Annotated in this window: 21 protein-coding genes; 12 read left to right on the forward strand and 9 right to left on the reverse strand. The window is 57.2% G+C overall.

The genetic code is table 11. The features are described from left to right. The first annotated feature begins 26 nt into the window (after positions 1-26). The 4 genes from ABNV41_RS07560 to ABNV41_RS07575 all read left to right on the forward strand — a co-directional run bounded on the left by ABNV41_RS07560 (position 27) and on the right by ABNV41_RS07575 (position 5,993). On the forward strand, positions 27-977 hold the full coding sequence (locus ABNV41_RS07560) for an Hsp33 family molecular chaperone HslO (RefSeq protein WP_050819439.1): 951 nt from the start codon (positions 27-29) through the stop codon (positions 975-977). A 101-nt stretch (positions 978-1,078) separates the two neighbouring features. Continuing rightward, positions 1,079-2,068, forward strand: a complete 990-nt coding sequence (locus ABNV41_RS07565; RefSeq protein ID WP_230844484.1) for a hypothetical protein — start codon at positions 1,079-1,081, stop codon at positions 2,066-2,068. 100 nt (positions 2,069-2,168) lie between these two features. Further along, positions 2,169-4,736, forward strand: a complete 2,568-nt coding sequence (gene hrpB / locus ABNV41_RS07570; RefSeq protein WP_349934521.1) for an ATP-dependent helicase HrpB — start codon at positions 2,169-2,171, stop codon at positions 4,734-4,736. Between the two features lie 138 nt (positions 4,737-4,874). Next, positions 4,875-5,993 (forward strand): S1C family serine protease, encoded by a 1,119-nt coding sequence (locus ABNV41_RS07575; protein ID WP_050819436.1) that lies wholly within the window; start codon positions 4,875-4,877, stop codon positions 5,991-5,993. 15 nt (positions 5,994-6,008) lie between these two features. Here the strand turns inward: ABNV41_RS07575 and ABNV41_RS07580 are convergent, their stop codons facing one another. Next, on the reverse strand, positions 6,009-6,863 hold the full coding sequence (locus tag ABNV41_RS07580; protein WP_050819435.1) for an aldo/keto reductase: 855 nt from the start codon (positions 6,861-6,863) through the stop codon (positions 6,009-6,011). A gap of 106 nt (positions 6,864-6,969) precedes the next feature. Here ABNV41_RS07580 and ABNV41_RS07585 point away from each other — a divergent pair, with 106 nt between their 5' ends. Next, complete coding sequence (locus tag ABNV41_RS07585; RefSeq protein WP_050819434.1) at positions 6,970-7,416, forward strand: DNA polymerase III subunit chi; 447 nt, start codon at positions 6,970-6,972, stop codon at positions 7,414-7,416. A gap of 61 nt (positions 7,417-7,477) precedes the next feature. Here ABNV41_RS07585 and ABNV41_RS07590 read toward each other — a convergent pair whose 3' ends face one another. Next, complete coding sequence (locus tag ABNV41_RS07590; protein WP_050819433.1) at positions 7,478-8,962, reverse strand: leucyl aminopeptidase; 1,485 nt, start codon at positions 8,960-8,962, stop codon at positions 7,478-7,480. A 143-nt stretch (positions 8,963-9,105) separates the two neighbouring features. Here ABNV41_RS07590 and cysQ point away from each other — a divergent pair, with 143 nt between their 5' ends. From cysQ to ABNV41_RS07610, 4 genes are all read left to right on the forward strand, one after another. After that, entirely contained in the window at positions 9,106-9,876 is a 771-nt protein-coding gene (cysQ, locus tag ABNV41_RS07595; protein WP_012812650.1) for a 3'(2'),5'-bisphosphate nucleotidase CysQ, read from the forward strand. Positions 9,877-9,965: 89 nt separating this feature from the next. Further along, positions 9,966-10,967, forward strand: coding sequence for an L-threonylcarbamoyladenylate synthase (locus tag ABNV41_RS07600; protein ID WP_050820363.1), 1,002 nt, complete (start codon positions 9,966-9,968; stop codon positions 10,965-10,967). Further along, the gene (locus ABNV41_RS07605) at positions 10,964-11,527 is read left to right on the forward strand and encodes a hypothetical protein (protein ID WP_050819432.1); all 564 of its coding nucleotides are present in this window, start codon (positions 10,964-10,966) and stop codon (positions 11,525-11,527) included. The genes ABNV41_RS07600 and ABNV41_RS07605 overlap by 4 nt, the downstream gene beginning before the upstream one ends. Before the next feature lie 15 nt (positions 11,528-11,542). Further along, on the forward strand, positions 11,543-13,012 hold the full coding sequence (locus ABNV41_RS07610; RefSeq protein WP_349934522.1) for an FAD-binding oxidoreductase: 1,470 nt from the start codon (positions 11,543-11,545) through the stop codon (positions 13,010-13,012). Positions 13,013-13,101: 89 nt separating this feature from the next. On the opposite strand, the gene ABNV41_RS07615 is transcribed toward ABNV41_RS07610, so the two are convergent. The 3 genes from ABNV41_RS07615 to ABNV41_RS07625 all read right to left on the reverse strand — a co-directional run bounded on the left by ABNV41_RS07615 (position 13,102) and on the right by ABNV41_RS07625 (position 15,100). Continuing rightward, complete coding sequence (locus ABNV41_RS07615) at positions 13,102-13,569, reverse strand: hypothetical protein (protein WP_003628451.1); 468 nt, start codon at positions 13,567-13,569, stop codon at positions 13,102-13,104. 33 nt (positions 13,570-13,602) lie between these two features. Then, positions 13,603-14,259, reverse strand: a complete 657-nt coding sequence (locus ABNV41_RS07620) for a hypothetical protein (RefSeq protein ID WP_050819430.1) — start codon at positions 14,257-14,259, stop codon at positions 13,603-13,605. A 274-nt stretch (positions 14,260-14,533) separates the two neighbouring features. Then, entirely contained in the window at positions 14,534-15,100 is a 567-nt protein-coding gene (locus tag ABNV41_RS07625; RefSeq protein WP_050819429.1) for a cob(I)yrinic acid a,c-diamide adenosyltransferase, read from the reverse strand. A gap of 70 nt (positions 15,101-15,170) precedes the next feature. Here ABNV41_RS07625 and ABNV41_RS07630 point away from each other — a divergent pair, with 70 nt between their 5' ends. Both ABNV41_RS07630 and ABNV41_RS07635 read left to right on the forward strand, forming a co-directional pair. Continuing rightward, positions 15,171-15,629 carry a DUF423 domain-containing protein gene (locus ABNV41_RS07630; RefSeq protein WP_080986761.1) on the forward strand — a complete coding sequence of 153 codons (459 nt, stop codon included), beginning with the start codon at positions 15,171-15,173 and terminating at the stop codon, positions 15,627-15,629. Beyond that, complete coding sequence (locus ABNV41_RS07635) at positions 15,626-16,600, forward strand: SAM-dependent methyltransferase (protein ID WP_087651435.1); 975 nt, start codon at positions 15,626-15,628, stop codon at positions 16,598-16,600. The genes ABNV41_RS07630 and ABNV41_RS07635 overlap by 4 nt, the downstream gene beginning before the upstream one ends. Before the next feature lie 64 nt (positions 16,601-16,664). Here the strand turns inward: ABNV41_RS07635 and ABNV41_RS07640 are convergent, their stop codons facing one another. Together ABNV41_RS07640 and ABNV41_RS07645 are read right to left on the reverse strand one after the other, a co-directional pair. Next, on the reverse strand, positions 16,665-16,952 hold the full coding sequence (locus ABNV41_RS07640; RefSeq protein ID WP_050819427.1) for a hypothetical protein: 288 nt from the start codon (positions 16,950-16,952) through the stop codon (positions 16,665-16,667). A 10-nt stretch (positions 16,953-16,962) separates the two neighbouring features. Next, complete coding sequence (locus tag ABNV41_RS07645; protein WP_174714313.1) at positions 16,963-17,538, reverse strand: hypothetical protein; 576 nt, start codon at positions 17,536-17,538, stop codon at positions 16,963-16,965. A 99-nt stretch (positions 17,539-17,637) separates the two neighbouring features. Between ABNV41_RS07645 and ABNV41_RS07650 the strand changes: the two genes are divergently transcribed. Continuing rightward, on the forward strand, positions 17,638-17,901 hold the full coding sequence (locus ABNV41_RS07650; protein ID WP_230844482.1) for a DUF1653 domain-containing protein: 264 nt from the start codon (positions 17,638-17,640) through the stop codon (positions 17,899-17,901). A gap of 24 nt (positions 17,902-17,925) precedes the next feature. Here the strand turns inward: ABNV41_RS07650 and acs are convergent, their stop codons facing one another. Together acs and ABNV41_RS07660 are read right to left on the reverse strand one after the other, a co-directional pair. Then, entirely contained in the window at positions 17,926-19,848 is a 1,923-nt protein-coding gene (gene acs, locus ABNV41_RS07655) for an acetate--CoA ligase (protein ID WP_050819426.1), read from the reverse strand. Positions 19,849-20,065: 217 nt separating this feature from the next. After that, positions 20,066-20,500 carry a DUF4148 domain-containing protein gene (locus ABNV41_RS07660; RefSeq protein ID WP_003628464.1) on the reverse strand — a complete coding sequence of 145 codons (435 nt, stop codon included), beginning with the start codon at positions 20,498-20,500 and terminating at the stop codon, positions 20,066-20,068. Positions 20,501-21,036 lie beyond the last annotated feature (536 nt).

Below are 21,036 nucleotides of genomic sequence, written 5' to 3' on the forward strand. Positions count from 1 at the left end.
TGGACTCAGGACAAACTTAAATTCCCATGGAAAAACCCGCTTTTCTTGACCGTGACCGCCCAGATGTGCCCGATTTGGTAGTACCCGGTGGTGTAACACCTTTTTATCTGGCTGGTCGGCCCGTGCGTGGCCGGTTGGTGCGTTTGGGCGTGCTGGCCGATACGCTGCTTACACGGCATGATCACCCAGCCCCGGTTACCCGCCTTGCTGGCAAGGCCTTGGCGCTGGTAGCGGCTTTGGCTTCAGCGCTGAAGTTTTCTGGCTCTTTTTCACTTCAGATCAAGGGCGATGGCCCTGTTTCCATGCTGGTGGCAGATTGCACCAACACCGGCGCGCTACGCTTTTACGCCCGCACGGATGATGAGGCGCTGGAAACCCTGCTGGCTGAAACACCCAAACCCACAGACCGCGAACTGCTGGGCAACGGCTATATGGCCCTTACGGTGGACCAAGGCGCGGAGATGGACCGCCATCAGGGTATTGTGGAAATTGCAGGGGATGATCTGTCTGCAATGGCCATGCATTACTTTGCCAGCAGTGAGCAGCACGCCTGCTGGATTATGCTGGCCTGCCAGATGACAGATGCCGGCTGGCGCGCAGGTGGCCTGATACTGGAACGCATTGCGGGTGAAGGCGGCAGCCACGTGGTGGAAGATGAAGCCGCAGAAGCTAGCTGGGAAACCGCCACCATTCTGGCCGGCACACTTTCCACCAAGGAACTGCTGGACGACAACCTGCCCACATTGCAGCTTTTGCACCGGCTTTTCCATGAAGAAGACCTGCATGTCAGCCAGCCACGGGCTTTGGCCTTTGGGTGCCGTTGCTCCCGCGCGCGGTTGGCCAATGTGCTGGAAACCTTCCCCAAGGATGATCTGGACCACATGTGCCAAGATGATGGAAACATCGTGATGACGTGCGAATTCTGTAATGTTGATTTTCGCTTTGCACGCAAAAACATTGCCACACAGGCGCAGTAAAACAGTAAATATAGCCGCAAAGTTTGCCAGCAGAGCCCTAAGCGCAATATCTTAAGGCCTGCTGGTATAAGGTATCTGCCACGGGGCAGGCATTTTTTAGAATGTCGGATAAAGTTCACAAGAGGTTTTGCGCCATGATGCTGTTTTCCCGCATGCGCCTTTCTGGCCTAACAGCCGCGCTGCTGTTCCCTGCCCTGCTGGCAGGCTGCGCGGATCAGAAGCAGCCCACGCAGTTTGCACCACTGCGGTATGATAACCTCAGCCAGATCAACCTTAACGTAAACACCCTGACACTGGTGGATAACACCGTAACCCACCCGGTTGCGGGCGATATCGGCTATAAATCCCCCACCCCGCCCGTGCAGGCCCTGCGCCAGATGGTGCAGGACAGGCTGGCCGCCAAAGGGGGCATTACCAGCGCCAATTCCGCCCAGTTTGTAATTGATCGGGCCTCTATCCTGCATGAACCCGGCGGCACGCTACAGGGCCAGATAGATGTGCATCTGGATATTCTAAACCCCGATGGCAGCAAAACCGCACATACAGAAGCCCACGCCACCCAAAGCCTGCACCCAGACCCCACGGAAGATACAGAAAGCCAAGCCAATCTGTACAACGTGACCAAAGGGATGATGGACAGCATCAATACCGAGCTGGACACGCAGGTGCATCGCTCTCTTGGTAAATGGCTGGTGGATGCGGGGGGCATGCCCGTAGATGGTGCCATTCAGGCCCAACCTCTCACATCTGATGGCTCACCAGTTGCCGCTACGGGTGCGACCGCCGGTGCTGGTGCCGCAGCTACGCAAGAGGCACTTTCCCCCGTTTCGGCGGCTAAAACCGGGCAGGCTACATCCCCCGTAACAGTGCCGGAAAATGCCCCTGTTGTTGCGCCCTCTACCGATGCAGCAACGCCGTCCACCACTGGCACAACGGAAGCCAAACCTGCCGCAGCCCCCAAAGCGCAGGACAGTGAGCCCAACGCCATCTTCCCGGCAGGTGAGGATGATGATTCGTCCTCAAGCTCCGCCTCTACAAAAGCAACGTCTCCCAAACCGGGGTATCTCAAGCTGCCGTCTCAGCCGCAATAAAGCTGTTACGCTCAACACAGCACCTTAACTACCTAGCTCATACGGCCCCCACTGCTGCACAACATTGCACTGCGGCGGTGGGGCCGCCATAAAGCAGGGCATGAGTGCTTCTGCCCCCAGCCTGAACCCGTTTTCCATTGCGCAGGGTCTGCCTGTGCAGGATGTACTGCCAGAACTTTGCGCGGTGCTGGCTCATCCTCCCACCACAGATCATCCGGCATCCGCCATTCTGGTGGCCCCACCCGGTGCAGGTAAAACCACATCTGTGCCGCCCGTGCTGGCGGCTGCGGCATGGCGCGCACCATCTGATAAAATTATCATGCTGGAACCGCGCAGGTTGGCCGCACGTGCCGCAGCACAGCGCATTGCATCGCTCATGGGGGAAGATGTTGGCGGTTTTGTTGGGTTCCGCACCCGGCTGGAATCTGCTGTTTCTGACCGCACCCGTATTGAGGTGCTAACAGAAGGCCTGTTCCTGCGCCGCCTGCTGGGTGACCCCATGCTGGAAGGCGTGGCCTGCGTTATTCTGGATGAAATACACGAACGCTCATTAGATGCAGATCTGGCGCTGGCTTTCTGCCTGGATCTGCAACGCACCCTGCGGCCTGATCTGCGCCTTGTGGCCATGTCCGCCACGGCAGAAACAGAACGCCTTGCCGCGCTGATGCACGCCCCTGTGCTGACAAGCGAAGGGCGGATGTTCCCGCTTACCGTCCACCATGCCAAGCACGATATCCCCAGCCTGCGCGATATTGCCACCGCCACAGCAACAGGCGTGCGGCAGGCTCTGGCGGAAACAGAAGGCGATATTCTCACCTTTCTGCCCGGCACGGGAGAAATCCGCCGTGTGATGCAGCTTTTGGATGGCGTGCCCGCTACAGTGCTGCCCCTGCATGGTGAACTGCACCCGGCAGAACAGGCCCGCGTACTGCGCCCCGGAAATGAAGGGGAACGGCGGGTTATTCTGGCAACCTCCATAGCCGAAACATCTCTGACCGTGCCCGGCGTGCGCGTTGTGGTGGATTGCGGTTTCCGCCGTGTGCCAAGGTTTGATGCCGGGGCTGGGCTTTCCCGACTAGATACGGTGCGTATTTCCAAGGCCGCCGCACGGCAACGTGCAGGCCGCGCTGGGCGAGAGGCTCCGGGTATTGCGTATTGCCTGTGGTCTGCCCATACCGAGCGCGCCTTGCCACAACATGACAGGCCAGAAATTCTGGAAGCCGATTTGTCTGATTTTGTGCTGGCAACCGCCTTGTGGGCCGATACGGTGGGTTCAGCCGATACGCCGCTTCCGCTGCCAGATCAGCCCCCCGGCAGCGCGGTAGCCGCCGCAAAGGAATTGTTGATTCTGTTAGGCGCGCTGGATGATGCGGGCCAGATTACAAAACTGGGCCGCAGCATGGCCGATCTGGGCACGCACCCACGCCTTGCCGCCATGATGTTGGCCGCCCGCACTGCCGAGGAAGCCGCGCTGGCCGCAGATCTTGCTGCCCTGCTGGAAGAACGAGACCCCCTGCGCCCACGCGCTGCCGGGCGTGGTGGGCCGGCGCCCATTCCGCCTGCAGATATTACCCTCCGGCTGGATCTGATTGCGGGGGAAGATAACAACCCGCAGGCAGACCGTGGTGCCTTGGCCCGCATTCGGCAGGCAGCGGCCCGTTTTCGCACACGTATGGGGTTGAAGGCGCGCCACCCGGCCGCGGGTGATGCCGCAGCCCTTCTGGCCGCAGGCTTTCCTGATCGTATTGCCCTGTGCCGGGGGGATATGGGCAGTTACCGCATGGCCAATGGCAGCAATGCCCGCCTGCGCCGAGATGATGGGCTGGCAAAACACAAGCTGCTGGCGGTGGCGGGCCTGCATCTGCGCACCGCTGCCGAAATACGCATGGCGGCCCCGTTGGATAGCAACGCCCTGCCCCCAGCCCTGCTGGAGCGCACGCGTGAACAGGTTGAAACCACGCTAGACCCCGTATCGGGCAACATCATGGCCCGCAGGCGCACCCGCATTGGCTGCCTTGTGCTGCGCGACCGCACAGAAAAAGTAAAACCGGAAGATGCAGGCCCACTTCTGCTGGCACAGGCCAAGGAGGCGCCGGAAACCACGCTCAACTGGTCAGACGCCGTGCGGCAGCTTCAAGCCCGTGTGGAACTGGCCCGCACCCTGCCCGGTGACACCGGCATGGAAGAAGCCTGGCCCGATTTTTCCTCCTCAGCCCTTACTGGCTGTATGGATGAATGGCTGACCCCATATGTTGAAGGCTGCACATCCATCACTGCATTGCGGGAGCTGGACATCCTCAGCCTACTGCGCACTTACCTGGGTTACGCCCGCACAAGCTGGCTGGATAAGGAACTGCCGACCTCTCTGCCCTTCCCCGGCGGTGTGGCGGAGGTGGATTATACGCAGCCCGTGCCTGTGGCCTCGGCTCGTGCCCAAGCCTTTTATGGCACAGCGGGAACACCCAAACTTGCCGGAGGGCGCGTGCCGTTGCGGCTGGCGCTGCTTTCTCCCGCAGGGCGGCCTCAGGCCATTACGGCGGATCTGGCTGGGTTTTGGCAAGGTGGCTGGGCAGACATGCGGCGCGATATGCGGGGGCGTTACCCCAAGCATGAATGGCCAGAAAACCCGGCACTGGCCCCAGCACGCCCACGCGCCAAACGCAGCTGAGGCCTATGGACGTGGCGCAAACAACACCCTCGCGCCATAAAAACGTACCAGATCAAGGGCAAACCCGTATAGCCGGTTGCATAAAGCAGATAATCCGGGCCACAAGTTTGTAATGTCTGGAGCTTTATTGCCATTTCCATGAAGACGCTTCTACGGAACCTGCCCGCACTGGCCGTAGCCTGCTTTTCCCTTCAGGAAACAGGCGCGCACCATTTGGCACAGGCTGCATCTCTCCCGACATTTGAGCCCGCAGTGCCGCTGGTTTCTGGCGGGCCTATCAGCTTTGCGCCTTTGGTGCGCAAGGTTGTGCCCGCTGTGGTGAATATTTCTGTTACGCGAGATTCGGATACCAGCGCCAAACATAAGCTGCCATCTACCGTTAAAGGCACCCCGCTAGAAAAGCGTTACCGCGAACGCATGCGCCGCCATCGGGATGAGCTGCTTGGGGCGGGTTCGGGCTTTATTGTAGACCCCGAAGGCACCATTGTTACCAATGGCCACGTGGTGGAAGATGCAGACAAAATTACCGTGGCCCTTGCCAGTGGTAAGGAATTTACAGCCACACTGGCCGGCATAGATAACCTAACGGATATTGCCGTTATAAAAATCAGCTCCCCACAGCCTCTCCCCTACGTAACATGGGGGGATAGCAGGCTGGTGCAGGTGGGGGACTGGATTATGGCTGCAGGCAACCCCTTTGGCTTGGGGTCATCCGTAACCGCAGGCATTGTTTCCGCCCGCGGGCGCGATATCGGCACCAGTCCGTTTGATGATTTTCTGCAACTGGATGCCCCCATAAACCCCGGCAATTCCGGCGGCCCCACGTTTAACCTTGCCGGGCAGGTGGTGGCGCTTAACACCGCCATTGTTTCCCCCACCGGTGGCTCTGTGGGGCTTGGGTTTTCCATCCCCTCCGAAATTGTCATCCCCATTGTGGAAACGCTACGGCAGGCCGGGCATATCGAGCGTGGATGGCTGGGTGCCACACTAGAAGATATCATGACCCATAACGGCACGCAGGTAACAGAGGTGGACCGCAACGGCCCCGCTGCCAAAGGCGGGCTGAAAAAGGGTGATATCATTGTGGGTATGAATAACGAGCATGTAGAAACCGCCCGCGCCATGATACGCGCCGTGGCATCCGCCAAGCCGGGGCTGGATGCGCAGTTGAACGTGCTGCGCAATAATCAGCCCATAACCCTGACCATCCGCATTGGCCGCCGCCCCAAATGGGAGGACGGCAACGGGGGCAAATAACCCCCTGCCCGCTTTTTAGATCATATCCAGCGGTGTCTTTTTGGTAGGCGGCGGAAACGCTGCATCCAACTGGGCCAGATCCTGCTCTGTCAGTTCAAGGTCTCGCGCAGCCAGATTCTGCTTCATGTGCTCGTGCGAGGCCGCTTTGGGAATAGCCAGCACATTGTTCTGGCGCAGCACCCATGCCAGCGCAATTTGTGCCGGTGTGGCCGGGCCAAGCGCTGTGCTGTGCCTGCTGGCAATATCTGCCAGAACAGGGCTTTTGAGCAGTTCCTGCCCCTGCCCGATGGGAGAATAAGCCATGGTCACAATTTTGCGGCGATAATCCGTTTTCAACAGATCATATTCCACGCCGCGATGTTCCAGATTGTACAATACCTGGTTGGCAACACATTCCCCAATGCGGGAACATCCATCCAGTTCATACACATCGTCTGTATCAAAGTTTGAAACACCCCAATGGCGGATCAAACCTTCCTGTTGCAGCTTGCGAAAGGCATCTACCGTTTCGCCCAACGGCACACCGCCACGCCAGTGCAGAAGGTACAGGTCTATCCAATCCGTTCCCAAACGGCGCAAAGACTTCCGGCAACTTTCCGCCACACCTTGGGAAGATGCGTTTGAAGGTAAGACTTTGGTAACCAGAAAAACCTTTTTGCGGTAAGGATAAATGGCCTCTCCCACCACACTTTCGGAGCGGCCATTGCCGTACATTTCGGCTGTATCCACCACCTGCACGCCGTTTAATACGGCATAGCGCAGGCTTTCCACTTCCTCTGGCCAACGGGCGGGTTCTTCACCCATATTCCACGTACCTACCCCCAAAGCGGGCAGAACAGTGCCATCGGCCAGCGTTACTGTTTTTGCCATTGCGCCGGTTCTCCTTTGCCAAACAGGCGGCTTATCTGCCTGTTAATTTTCTAAACGCGTTCAATCAGCCTTCTGCCCGCAGGTAAGGCTGGATATACTAACACGTATGACTCAGATTGGTTTTTACCACCTTACGCGCACAAGCGTGACCGAGGCCCTGCCCAAACTGCTGGCCCGCACACTGGCCAGCGGGCAAAAAGCCGCTGTGTGGTGCGCCAGCAAACCCATGCTGGATGATCTGGACAAAGCCTTGTGGAAAGTGACAACCCCAACATGGCTGCCACATGGGCGCGAAGGCATTGCCTGCCCGGATCTGCAACCTATCTGGCTGAGCATGGGGGAAGATACCCCCAATAACGCGCGCTTTCTGTTTTTGCTGGAAAACCGCAGCTTTCCCGATCTGGCGGATTTTGAACGGGTGTTTGACCTGTTTGACGGGCATGATGAGGAAGCCGTTGCCGCCGCACGCACCCGCTGGAGTGCCGCCAAAGCCGCAGGGCATGAACTGGCTTACTGGCGGCAGGAAGAAAAAGGCTGGAACCGCGCCCGGTAAACCTACCGCAACGCTCTTCCAGCCTTTGATCTTATACCAACTGCTTTAAATTACAGCGGGTTCAGTCTTTGGGTTCGTATTCGTAGCCATCACGCACAAAGCGGTCGAGCAGACGCACACCAAAGCCAGTTGCACCTTTGGGCTGGCCATTTTGTGCCTTGGATGCCCAAGCCACACCGGCAATATCCAGATGCGCCCAAGGTGTTTCACCCACAAAGCGCTTGAGGAACTGCGCTGCGGTAATAGAACCACCTGCGCGGCCACCGCTGATGTTTTTCATATCCGCAATGTCGGATTTCAGCAGGGCATCATATTCCTTGCCCATGGGCATACGCCACAGCTTTTCACCCGCAAACGCGCCAGCATCTGCAAGGCCCGCGGCAAGCTGATCGTTATTAGAGAACAGGCCCGCATATTCGTGCCCAAGGCTGATGATAATGGCACCCGTAAGCGTTGCCAGATCCACCATAATCTGCGGTGCAAAGCGTTCACGCGCATACCAGAGAATATCTGCCAGCACCAAGCGGCCTTCGGCATCGGTGTTCAGCACTTCAATGGTCTGGCCAGAGGCACTGCGCACCACATCGCCGGGGCGCTGGGCGGTACCAGACACCATGTTTTCCACCAGCCCCACAACACCAACGGCGTTAACCTTGGCCTTACGCCCAGCCAGTGCTGTAAGCAGGCCAGTTACCGTAGCGGCACCAGCCATATCCCACTTCATGTCTTCCATGCCCGCGGCAGGTTTGATGGAGATACCACCGGAATCGAACGTCACGCCTTTGCCAATAAAGGCCAGCGGGGCTTCATCCTTGTTGGCGGCACCATTCCAGCGCAGGATCACAGTGCGCGGTTCGTTCGCACTGCCCTGTGCCACGCCAAGCAGCGCGCCAAAGCCCAGCTTTTCCATGGCAGCGCGGTCCAGCACTTCCACTTCCAGCCCCAAGCTCTTCAAGGTGGTGGCGCGTTCTGCAAATTCTACCGGATTCAGCACATTTGCGGGTTCGGTCACCAAATCACGCGTCAGCACCACACCACGTGCCACGGCGGAAAGGGATGGCCATGCTTCTTCTGCGCCGTCCACGTGGTCTGTCAGAACAGAAAGTTCAGCCAAGCGATGGTTTTTGCTGGCTTCTGGCGCACCATGATACAGGCCAAAGTGGTAAGCCCCCAGCACGGCACCCAATGCAGCATGTGCTGCCAGCACGCCGGACAGATCACCCACAGCCAAAGTTGCCTGCTCATCACGGCCCAGGCGAGATACCGCAGCGCCACCGGCCTTTTCTGCGGCCCAGGCATCTACGGCTTCCAGCTTGCCAATGCCAATCAGCACAACGCGTTCAAACGCATCGGATGGTGCCAGCACAACGCAGGCGGTGCCTTCCTTGCCTGTAAAATCATCCGCTTTGGCTGCGCGGGTAAGCGCGCCATTGGTGGCTTTATCGGCTTGCTGAAAAATGGCAGAGCGTTTTTCCCCTTCCGGCACCAAAATGGCCAGAGCGCCACCTGCTGGCAGCGAAGCGGAAGAAAACTTGATCTGAAGCATGGTGTTTACTGCCCTTTCTGTAAACTCATCCTTCCTGCGTACGTCTCCCCCGGCGGCTTGGCAATAGGAAGCCCGCGAGAGCATGACATGCGCTTGCAATTGTAGGCATGACGCAGCCCGCGTGCTGGCGTATGCTAGCCACCATGACAAGCCATACCGATGCCGACCTTCTGGCCCTTGCCGCCAGACTGGCCGATGAAGCTGCTGAAATTATTCGTACAATCCGTGCGCGCGGCTTTGAAACCATAACCAAAACCGATTCTTCCCCCGTAACGGAGGCAGACCACGCCGCAGAAGCGCATATTCTGCGCGGCCTGCGCGCAGCAACACCGGATATTCCCGTTATTGCGGAAGAAGAAGTGGCCGCTGGCAAACAAACCGCCGTAGCCCCCGCCTATTGGCTGGTAGACCCGCTGGACGGCACGCGTGAATTTGCCGCCGGACGTGATGACTTTACCGTAAATATCGGGCTAGTGCGCGATGGCCGCCCGGTGCTGGGGGCTATGGCACTGCCCGCCTACCATCAGCTTTATACAGGTGGCGTAGGCTTGGGCGCGCACCGCACGGATAAAAACGGCACGCAGCCCATTCATGTACGCAAGGCACCTGCAGAAGGGCTGACTGTTCTGGCATCCCGCCACCATGCAGATGACAAACGTCTGGCAGACTATCTGAACGGCCGCCCTGTAGCCAAGCTGGGCAATATTGGCTCTGCCGTAAAATTTGCCCGCGTGGCCGAAGGGCTGGTGGACCTTTACCCACGCCTTGGCCCCACCATGGAATGGGATACCGCAGCCCCGCAGGCGATTGTGGAAGCCGCTGGCGGAAATATTACGCTGCTGGACGGTTCTCCGCTGGTTTATGGTAAAACAGGCTGGAAAAATCCGCCGTTTGTCTGTACCGGAACGCTGTAAACCCATTACGCTGCACTTTGGCCAACCTTGTGCAAAGGCTGGCCAATGCAGCAAACAGGCTGCCCCTGTTGCCGCCATTACAGAGAAGTATGACCAACCTTCTGGATGCCTCCTCCTCTGGCCTTCAAACAGCTGCCCGCATTCTGCGCGAAGGTGGCCTGGTGGCGTTTGGAACAGAAACTGTTTACGGCCTTGGCGGAGATGCCACGCACCCCAAAACCGTGGCCCGGATTTTTGAAGCCAAAAACCGCCCGCGCTTTAACCCGCTTATCAGCCACTTTGCAGATGCACAGGCCGCCTTCACTCAGGTTGTTGCCAACCCGCTTGCACATAAACTGGCAAATGCATTTTGGCCCGGCCCGCTTACGCTTATTCTGCCCCGCGCACCCCACAGCACGGTAAGCGATCTGGCCGCCGATGGCCTGCCCACCTTGGCTGTGCGCGTGCCTAAGGGAGAAACCGTGCAGGCGTTGCTCAAGCTGGTGCAACGCCCCATTGCAGCACCTTCTGCCAACCGTTCGGGCCGCATCAGCCCCTCTGATGCCGCGCATGTGTTGGAGGAACTGGATGGCCGTATTGATGCCGTGCTGGATAGTGGCCCCTGCCAAGTTGGTGTGGAAAGCACCGTGCTGGATATTTCCAACCCTAAACGCCCCACCCTGTTGCGCCCCGGCGGCATTACGCTGGAAACCCTGCAAGCCGTTTGCGGCACCATCTTTATGCCGGAAACCGAGGTAGATGCCGCCCCGGCATCTCCCGGCAGGCTGCTTTCACATTACGCACCGCACCTTCCCGTGCGGCTCAATGCGGTTGACGTTGCGCCAGATGAAGCCCTGTTGGCCTTTGGCAACACACAGCCCAGCGGTGCCACCATAAGCTGGAACCTGAGTGCAAGTGGCAATCTGGAAGAAGCCGCCGCCCGCCTGTTTGCCGGCCTGCGCACGCTGGATAAACAAGGCCAGAGCCACCATTTGCGTGGCATTGCGGTACAACCCATTCCGCAGCATGGGCTTGGGCTTGCCATACAGGATAGGCTGAACCGTGCGGCAGCACCGCGCCCTGCCCTGCCCCCGGAAGACTTGCCCGCATGAGCGATATTGACCCTAAAGAACTGAAAATCCTTTCGGATATTCTGGCGCTGGTGCTGGAAGATCAGCCGGGCCAATCCGCCACTGCACTGGAAGCCTTGCGTAACCGGGCCAAACGCAATGCCACCACCGGCGGCGCGCTTAAAAACCTGTTCCAGACCATTGCAGAAGACCCCGAAAAGGCAAAATCTGCACGTCCCAGCAAAACACGGGCCAACAGCCGGGCTTCTGCCAGCAAGGCGCAGGCAGATATGTCTGAAACGTACCGCGCCCAGTTGCAGGAGCTTAGAAACAATATTGTTTCTCTGGATCGCAAGCTGCGCACCGCCACTGCCCAGAATGAAACTCTTAAATCTGAGCTGTATCTTACACTGCAAGCCCGTGCCGAAATGCAGGCCCAAATGGCGCAGATACAAAACTTTGGCCTGTATCAGCGACGGATAACCATAGTTATTGCCACTATTGCCGGGCTTTTGGCTGGCATTGCAGGCACCGAACTTTTTCACGCCTTTTTTTCACCGCACATCAATACTGCGGCAGAAAACGCCCGTTACCTTTACTGATGTTTTCTTTATTTTGTGTGTTCACCCCTTTTGCAGGAACCCGCACCCATGTCTGAAAATGCCGCCCTTCCCCAACCCCTGCATGATGCCCTTTTACAGCTTTTGGGCCCTGCCGGCCTGCTGACAGCGGCTTCAGACGTAGATCCGTTCTGCATAGATTGGCGCGCGCTTTATCATGGTAAATGCGCCGCCGTTTTACGCCCGGCCAACACGGAAGAATGTGCAAAAGCCGTGGCTTTGTGTAACCAGCACAACGTGCCCATGGTGCCGCAAGGCGGCAACACCAGCATGGTGGGTGGCGCCACGCCAGATAACACCGGCAAGGCTGTGGTGATTTCCACCACCCGCATGACGCGCATTCATGACATTGACCACGCTGATCTGACCATGACGGTAGAAGCTGGCGTAACGCTTAAAGCCGCGCAGGATGCCGCCGCCAAGGAAGGGCTGCTGCTGCCGCTTTCCATTTCATCCGAAGGCTCTGCGGATATCGGGGGTATTCTGGCCACCAATGCAGGTGGCAATAACACCGTGCGCTACGGCAATGCGCGTGAACTGGCATTAGGGCTGGAAGCCGTGCTGCCCGATGGCAATGTGCTGAACCTGATGCGCAAGCTGCGCAAGGATAACACCGGCTACGCCCTGCGGCAGCTTTTGGTAGGGTCTGAAGGCACGCTGGGCATTATTACGCAGGCCATTATTCAGCTTCAGCCAGCCCCCCGCTCGCGCGAGACAGCTTTGTGTGCCGTGGCGGATGCCAAGGGTGCGCTGGATCTGTTTGCCGCTTTCCGCAAGCAAGATCCTTCTGCCATTCAGGCTTTTGAGTTCATGTCCGGCACAAGCATGGCGCTGGTGAACAAACTGATTGAAGGCGCGCCACTGCCACTCAGCGAACCCGCACCCGCCTATGCGCTGGCAGAGTTGGGAAGCCCACGTGGAGATGACAGCCTGCGCTCCCTTATGGAAGACGTGCTGGGCACCGCGCTGGAAGATGGTTTGGTAACAGATGCCGTGCTGGCAGAAAGTGAAGCCCAACGCCAGAGCCTATGGATGATCCGTGAGGAACATGCAGAAGCCCAGAAACGTGCCGGGGCCTCTGTTAAAAACGATGTATCCGTACCGTTGGCCGCTATTCCCACCTTTATTGATGAAGCCACCAAAGCGTGTGAAGCCCTTATTCCCGGTATTCGGGTAGCACCGTTTGGGCATATTGGAGATGGCAACATCCACTTCAATCTGGTGCAGCCCGAAGGCGCAGACCCCAAGGCATTTTTGGCGCAGGATCATGCCATGATGGACACTGTGGCTGCTATTGTGCGCAAACTGGGGGGTTCTTTTTCTGCCGAACACGGCGTGGGGCAGCTTAAAACCTACATGATGCCCGAATGGCGTGGCGGTGCAGAGCTGGAAACCATGCGCCGGATCAAAAATGCGCTGGACCCCAAAAACCTGATGAACCCGGGCAAGATTTTTCCCGCAGCCTGAAAATAATATAACACTCTACAAAATAAAAAGGGCGGCCAATTCAATGGTCGCCCTTTTTATTACTTGAACAGATATTCCAGATTACAGAATTACCGGCGGATTTTTAAAAAATCCATAGCAGGATAACGCAACGCCAGAAGCTGCAAAACAAACGCAGGCAGCACAACAAGCCCCGGATCAACCCCAACCAGCACCATGGCGGCAAAGGTGAATACCGGCGCCAGGTTACGCTCCATACGTGCGCCATCTGGCGTGCCACACGCCATAAGAGAGCACGCGCCCCCTACCACCAGCAACGCAGCGGCAGAAGCGGCCCGGAACGGATGGGCCATCATATCTGGCACCAATCCGCCCTGCATGGTTTCCAGAGAGGACATATCGGATGACCACCCTGCCAGCCCAAACAAAAAGCTGAACGGCAGAATAAGCACGCCAAAAATATCCTTCAACAGGGCCAGAAAACCCATAACAAGAGGCGGCAGCAACACACAGGCCACCCCTACGGCAATATCCGCCACCAGCAACACCAACGCTGGCGTGACAGGAGGATTTCTCACGCAGAGTGTCTTTTTACAAACAGAAGCAGGATATTAGTCCTTCCACCACTTTACGGGCTGTGGTTCATCTTCAACCACTTCTTCTTTTGCCAGTTCATACTGGCGGCGCGGGCGGCCACGCGGCTTGGCTTCTACCTGCCGTTTCAGGCTGGTAATTTCTTCATCACGCTCTGCTACCAAACGGTGGGCAGCCCGCAGCTGACGGCCAGATTCAGCCAGTTCAGCTTCCTGCTCCGCCACTTTGGCCTTCAGCTCACGCACCATCATATCAGCGTGGCCTTTTTGGGTTTGCAAAGCACGCTGGGCGGCCTGCACCTCTGCCAACTGGCGCTCCACTTCTTCCACACGCAGCTTTTCTTCCGCCACCAAACGGCGCAGACGAGAAACTTCGCTGTTTTCTTCTTCAGAAAAATGAACAGCGCGAGATGTGGTGGGGGTGCGGGGGGCGGCAACCGTGCGGGGCGTAATACGGGCGAGAGAGTGCTTTTCTACCGGCACTTCACCATCACGCACAAACCGCCGCCGCTTGTTGCCTGTGGCATCTGCCGCAGGACGAGGAGCGGACGGCGCAGCCCGCCCTTTATGAGATGCGCCAAGCCGTTCCAGCGCATTGCGCATGGAGGCTTCTTCCAGCCCTTCATCCCGTTCTCTATCGGCATCCAAGGGTGGCATAAAAGATGTTGTGTTCATAAATCTGGAAGTCACTTTAAGAAAAATGGTCTGTTGATACAGTTCTTAAACATTCCATCAGCCGTTATATTCTGGCATTTGCCCGCGCGATACCCAACACGGTTCCAGCCACTCCTTCATGATGCGTTACAGCAGGCATGAGGGCACACATTACAAACGGACAGACAGAATTATTACACACGTTTTATAATGTGTTTTGGTTCTTACTGATTACTATTATCATGTCTTCCCTGCCATGTTCAAGCACAAGACAGGGATTTCATAAGGTTTTCTCTTATTTTTCAGGAATCCATACCAGATCGGTCTGCCCATCTGCATTAAAGTGACGCGCCAGAACAAAAAAGTAATCAGATAACCTGTTCATGATCTGTAGCAGAACAGGATTGATTGTTTCTTTCTCAGCCAGCGCCACCATACGCCGTTCTGCCGCACGCGCCTGTGTACGGGCCAGATGCGCCCACGCTGCGGGAACAGAACCACCGGGCAACACAAAACTGGTTAATGGCTTTTGGGCAGCGCGCAACTGCTCCACCCATTTTTCCAGCTTTAAAACGGCACTTTCCTGCATACGCTTGGCACGGGCTGCTTTTGGGCCTTCTTCTGGCTGGCACAAATCTGCCCCCATATCGAACAGCATGTTCTGCACGGCCGCCAGTTGACCCACCACGGCGCTCTCTTGCGGGGCGTGGGCACGCACAAGGCCGGTTATGGCGTTTACTTCATCCAGCGTGCCCAGTGCTTCTATCCGTGCGTTACTTTTTGCAACACGCGCGCCATTGCCCAAAGATGTCTGCCCTCCATCCCCACCGCGCGTCACAATTCGGTCCAGCCTGATGCTCATGTTTTGGATTTTCCTGCTCTCATTTTTGCATCTGTTCCGCCACAACGCGGCGCACACTTTATAAAGGCCCATGCAGGAAATGGCCGGGCATGTTGCCTTTCCTGTTTTCCATTACGGCCGCTGCGCCTATACAGCAGAACTTATGTCCTTTTCACTTCTTCTTCCGCGCCTGTGGCGCATATGCGGGGGCCTTTTGGCCGCTACCGGCACCGTTATGGGCGCACTTACCGCCCATCTGCCAGATTCGGCCTTTGCTGCCGGTGGCCGCGTTATGGCCCATAGCGGCATGGAAATGCAGATGTGGCAAGGCATTGCCCTTGTTGCTCTGGGTCTTACAGCCAAACCTCAGACAGGCCGTATCTTGCTGGCCGGTGGCTGTGGGCTGGTGCTGGGCACACTGCTGTTTTGTGCGGGCGTGTATTACACAGCTTTTACCGGCCACCATGCAGCCCATGTTGCCCCAACAGGTGGCAGTTTGCTGATTCTTTCTTGGCTGTTGCTTTCCGTTGGCTGGATGTGCCGGGCATGAGCACCATTCGCACCGCATGGTTGGCCGCAGATGGGCTGACATCCGTTTTAGAAGCTGATCTGGCATGGCGCGGCGTAACTATTGACCGCTGGCATGGCCGGTTGGCTCTTTCCAGCAGCAAGCCTGTGTATTCCCCTTGGGCGCTGGATATCTGGCTCAATCCGCAAGTGGTAGAAATAACCTCCATTCGCAATGCCGCAGATACGCTGCGCGCCATTCAGCGGAACTGGAGCCTGTATACTATCGACCACTTTCGGCGTACCGCGCTGATCACAGACAAGCTGCCCCCGGTTAAGGCTGCCCCGCTGGTGTTTCCCACGCTGCCACCAACAAGCCCCTTGGGCGCGTGGACTTTGCTGGACACCAACACACTGCTTTTTTCTGCACGCAAAACCAGCCCATTTGTAAATGGCGCGCCACAGTTTGTAGAAAACCGCACCGGCCCACCTTCCCGCGCCTATCTGAAATTGTGGGAAGCCTGCACGCGCCTTGGCCGCTGGCCCACGCCTGAAGAACGTTGTTATGATCTGGGCGCCACGCCCGGCGGTTGGACATGGGCCATTGCCAACCTTGGTGCACAGGTTACGGCGTTTGACCGCGCACCGCTTGACCCCAAAGTGGCGGCCACGCCGGGTGTCTCCTTCCAACAAGCCAGCGCCTTTGGTTTGGAACCCGAAAAACTTGCTGCCGTGGACTGGATGTTTTCAGACATCATTGCCTACCCGCAGCGCCTTTTACGGCTGACACAAAACTGGATAGCCTCTGGCAACACAGACAACATTGTGCTGACGGTGAAGTTTCAGGGTGAAACAGACCATGAAATTGTGGCCGCGTTTGAGGCCATTCCAGGTGGCAGCCTGGCGCATCTGGCCCATAACAAGCATGAGCTAACATTTTTCTGGAACAAAACAGCCGCAGCCGAAAACAGGCCCACATTGGCAGGCACAAACCTTACACAAGAAGACGCTTAAATACACACCAAGTGTAAGAGTGACATGCTAAAAACCAGATAACACCCGCTTTTTAGCAGCGGCGTTATCTGGCCCGCCTGCGCCACCATTTTTCCAGCACCTGCACCACCAGAACAGCCAGAATAAAGCAGCCCAACATCAGCCCGATGGATACGGCATTCTGGGTGCGGGCCTGCCCATCTCCTGCCAGAAGTTGCAACAGGTGCGTGCCCGCCTGCCCACCTGTTGCGGAATCAAATTTTGGCAGCAGCGCCAAGCCGCCACGCAAAAGGGCAATCAGCACCACGGTGATGGCCACCGTGGCCAGTGTTTTCAGCGCCGTATAGGCCAAACCGGGTTGATGTGCAGGCACGTTAACAAAATTACCGGGAAGAAGACTTACCGTGTTTACGCATCTGCGCCTGATGCTGCTCGATGGAATCTTTCAGCCCCGGCACATCCTGCGCCACAATGGTATCTACATAGGTGTTGTTCTTCCAGACCCAGCGGTCTGTGCCATCCACCACAATATCCTTCATGCCCCCGTGGGAGGTGGACATCAGTTCAATCGGCCCGCTGACGGAATCCAGAATCTTGTCCCAATCATTCCCGCGTTTCAGATACACGTCTGTTGAACACCCGGCAGAGCCGCACAGGCTGGCAGATTGCACCTGCACAAACAGCGCCATGCTGCCGCCACTGGTGCTGAGTGGGGCAGAGCCAATAAGCACCAATGGCCTTTCCTTATGCCGGGCGGCGGCGGCCATATCCTCGGCATTCAGGCGGCGGGCTTCCTTGTCCAGCGATGTACCGGGCTGGCTTGTCAGCACAACCGGGGCGCCACCAGCGGGGCTGCGGGCTGCTGCTGCGGCATGATGTGTGCGCTTGGATGTATGCGCATGCGTTTTGGCATGGCCCGTGGTTGTGGCATGGCCGGGATTAACGCAAAACAGAAACATAAAGCCAGTTAACGCCTGACACAGCACAACACGATGGTTCAAAAGTGCGCTCCTTCCGCAACACAGGATCATAACCTACCCCAGCAGGATACCCCGATCATGACAGAACATAACCAGAATAATACAGATACCCAAGTGCCAGAAATGCCCTGCCCCGGTCTTTATCAACATTACAAGGGCGGACTTTATACTGTGATCTGCACAGGCCGCCACAGTGAAACCGAAGAATGGCTTGTAACATACCGTAGTGAAGCACGTGGAGATTACTGGGTGCGCCCCCTTGCCATGTGGCAGGAAAGTGTAAACGGTGCACCGCGCTTTGCGTTGCTAAAAGCCGCCAACGCGGCAGAAACCGGGGCATAAACGCCCCGGCCTTTTATAGGTTGATCAGCCGTTCTGCTGGACCACCAGCTTTATCAGTTCGGCCACAATATCCGGGTCTGCCAAGGTGGACAGATCCCCCATATTATCCAGATCGTTCGCCGCAATCTTGCGCAGCAAACGCCGCACAATTTTGCCCGAACGTGTTTTGGGCAGGTCCGGCACCACGTAAATTTTTTCTGGCACAGCATAGCGGCCTACGCCAGCTGCCACGGCCTTGTTTACGGCTGAGGCATCAAACGCGCCCTCCGCCTTGGGCACCACAAACACTACAAGGGCCTGCCCTTTCAGATCATGCGGCACGCCAACAGCGGCACTTTCCACCACGGCATGATCTTCGGCCACGGCATCTTCAATTTCCGCCGTGCCAATACGGTGGCCAGATACGTTCACCACATCATCCACACGGCCGGTAATCCAGTAATAACCGGTGGCATCCCGCCGTGCGCCATCGCCCGAGAAATAATGGCCCGGGCATGTGGTGAAATAGGTTTTACGGAACCGTTCGTGGTCCTGCCACAGCGTCATGGCCTGTCCGGGCCAGGATTGCGCAAGGCACAACAGGCCTTCGCCCTCGCCTTCAATATCCTGCCCTTTGGCATCTGTAAGCGTAACAGCCACACCCGGCAGAGGCAGCCCAGCGGCCCCCGGCTTACCTGCAACATTCTGGGCGCAGGCGGTAATCATCACGCCGCCGGTTTCTGTCTGCCACCATGTATCCACTACCGGGCAGGCATTGCGCCCTACTTCTGCATAAAACCACTTCCATGCTTCCGGGCTGATAGGCTCACCCACCGTGCCTAGCACACGCAGGCTGGACAGAGAGCGGCTTTGCACCACGGAATCATCCTCACGCATGGCAGCACGAATAACCGTGGGAGACGTATAGAAAACAGAAACCTGATTCTGGTCTATCACATCCCACCAGCGGCCGGGCTGCGGCCATGATGGCAGGCCTTCATACACAAGAATGGTGCCACCATTTACCAGTGGCCCATACACCACATAAGTGTGGCCAGTAATCCAGCTTGTATCTGCCGTACACCAGAACACATCAGTGGGTTTGGCATCAAACACCAGCTCCTGCGTGAAAGAGGCCCACACCAGATACCCGCCCGTGCTGTGCACCAGCCCTTTGGGGCGCCCCGTGCTGCCAGATGTGTAAAGCAGAAACAGCGGATCACACGCGTTCATCACTTCTGCCGGGCAATCCGGCATTTCAAGCGCCACTTCTGCTGTGTAGGACAGGTCCCGCCCTTTTTGCATGGGCACATCAGCACCTGTTACAGGCACCACCAGCACATTGCGCACCGCACTTTGTGCCCCGCACAGTTTTATGGCCTCATCCATTGTGGTCTTGCTGGGAATTTTCTTGGGCCCACGGCGCGCCACGTCTGCGGTAATTACCACCACAGCGCCGCTATCTGTCAGACGTTCGGCCAAACCCTCGGCAGAAAAACCACCAAACAGCACCACGTGCACGGCCCCAATACGGGCGCAGGCCAGCATGGAAATAACACCCTCTGCCACCATGGGCAGATGGATGGCCACGCGGTCTCCCTTTTTCACACCCAGGCGGCGCAGCACATTGGCCAAGCGGCACACACGGGCATGCAGTTCACGGTATGAGATTACCTCGCGGTGGCCGTCTTCCTGCCCCTGCCAGATCAGGGCCGCATTATCGGGCTGATACAGAACGTGCCGATCCAGACAGTTTTCAGCCGCATTCAGCCGCCCGTCTTCATACCAGGAAACGCGCACATCGCCGGTAAAATCAGAGCGGGATGCGTGCATGGGTTGCGTATGCCATGCAAGCCTTTGCGCCTGAGCCAGCCAGAATTCCTCCGGATCACGTTGCGCCCGCTGCACAAGATCCTGATACCGATCAGAAACGGGGTTATCCGTTGCGGGGAAAAACGCATCTACCACTCTGTCTGGCCCTTTCGGCTTCTGTTGTTCTTGTTACGAAACAGAACTGGTTTGACCATATTGCACGCCTGCATGAAAGACCCCGCACCGCATGAACACCAAATAAAGTGCGTTCATACAGAAAAAGGGCCAGCCACTTTGCGTGACTGACCCTTCCATCATGCCGTGTTCAGCGTGATCCGGCCTTATCAACAAAACCGGAATAACAGCCTTGTGCTTACAGAGAAGCCTTGGCCCGTTCCAGCACAGCCTTACAGGTTTTCTGACGCACTGGCAGAATAGCCATGGCAATGGTGTAGGTGCGGTTGTTGGCATGCAGCAGACCGGCAGAACCATTGGCGTAAGACATGTTGCCTTCCTGCCCTTCTGGCACGGCGTTGGTCTTTTTGTTGTATTCCTGCAGCGTGCGCCAGCCGTCGTCGTAATCAACGTATTCGTTCTGCACACAGTAGTTCAACAGGCCAGCGTTTTCTGCCGGATCAATGGAACCAACAAAGCCAGACGGATCTACATCTGTCAGGCGGGACGTATCTCCGGCGCGTGTTACGGGCGCATCTGTGTTTTCCTGCGCATGGGCAGACACAGCAGCCCCTGCCAGCAGAGATGTGGTGAGGGCAAGCGCCGACAGGGCACGTACGGCAATCAGTTTCATTCAGAATCTCCCTAGCGGAATATGCCTCAAACTGCCCTGTATCTGCCCGAAAGATCAAGCAGCCCCATTGCGCACCCCGCACATGGCAGACCACAGATATATCAGGGTTTTTCCGCAACCCCTGATCCGGCGCTTACGTTATGTGCACTATGCACCCGCCCATGTGTGGCACCGGCACCGCAAGTGCTGTCGGCCCGCCAACACATGGCAAAGATACGAATATTGATGAATCTGCCTCACTTTTCTCAATTCCACCACAACACAAAAAGCCGGGTTTTTGTGAACTTCGCTGTTGCGCTGATCTTGAGTGAGCGGGTAGTCCTGAGTAATCTGCATATGTTATAACAAAGTGCTTGGCAGGTGCTATTTGTGCTTTCTGTGAGCCCACACGCCAGATCACGATCTAGTGAGTGTATGGGGAAAGCCGGGCATTCCACCCAAATATACGCCCAACTTCCACCGAATATTGGACAGCCAGCCAGCAGGGTACAACGTTAACTTGTATCGAAAAAGAAACGACAAGCGGGAATATCCAG

The organism is Acetobacter sp. A11-2 (assembly GCF_040208445.1).
GTDB lineage: Bacteria > Pseudomonadota > Alphaproteobacteria > Acetobacterales > Acetobacteraceae > Acetobacter > Acetobacter oryzoeni.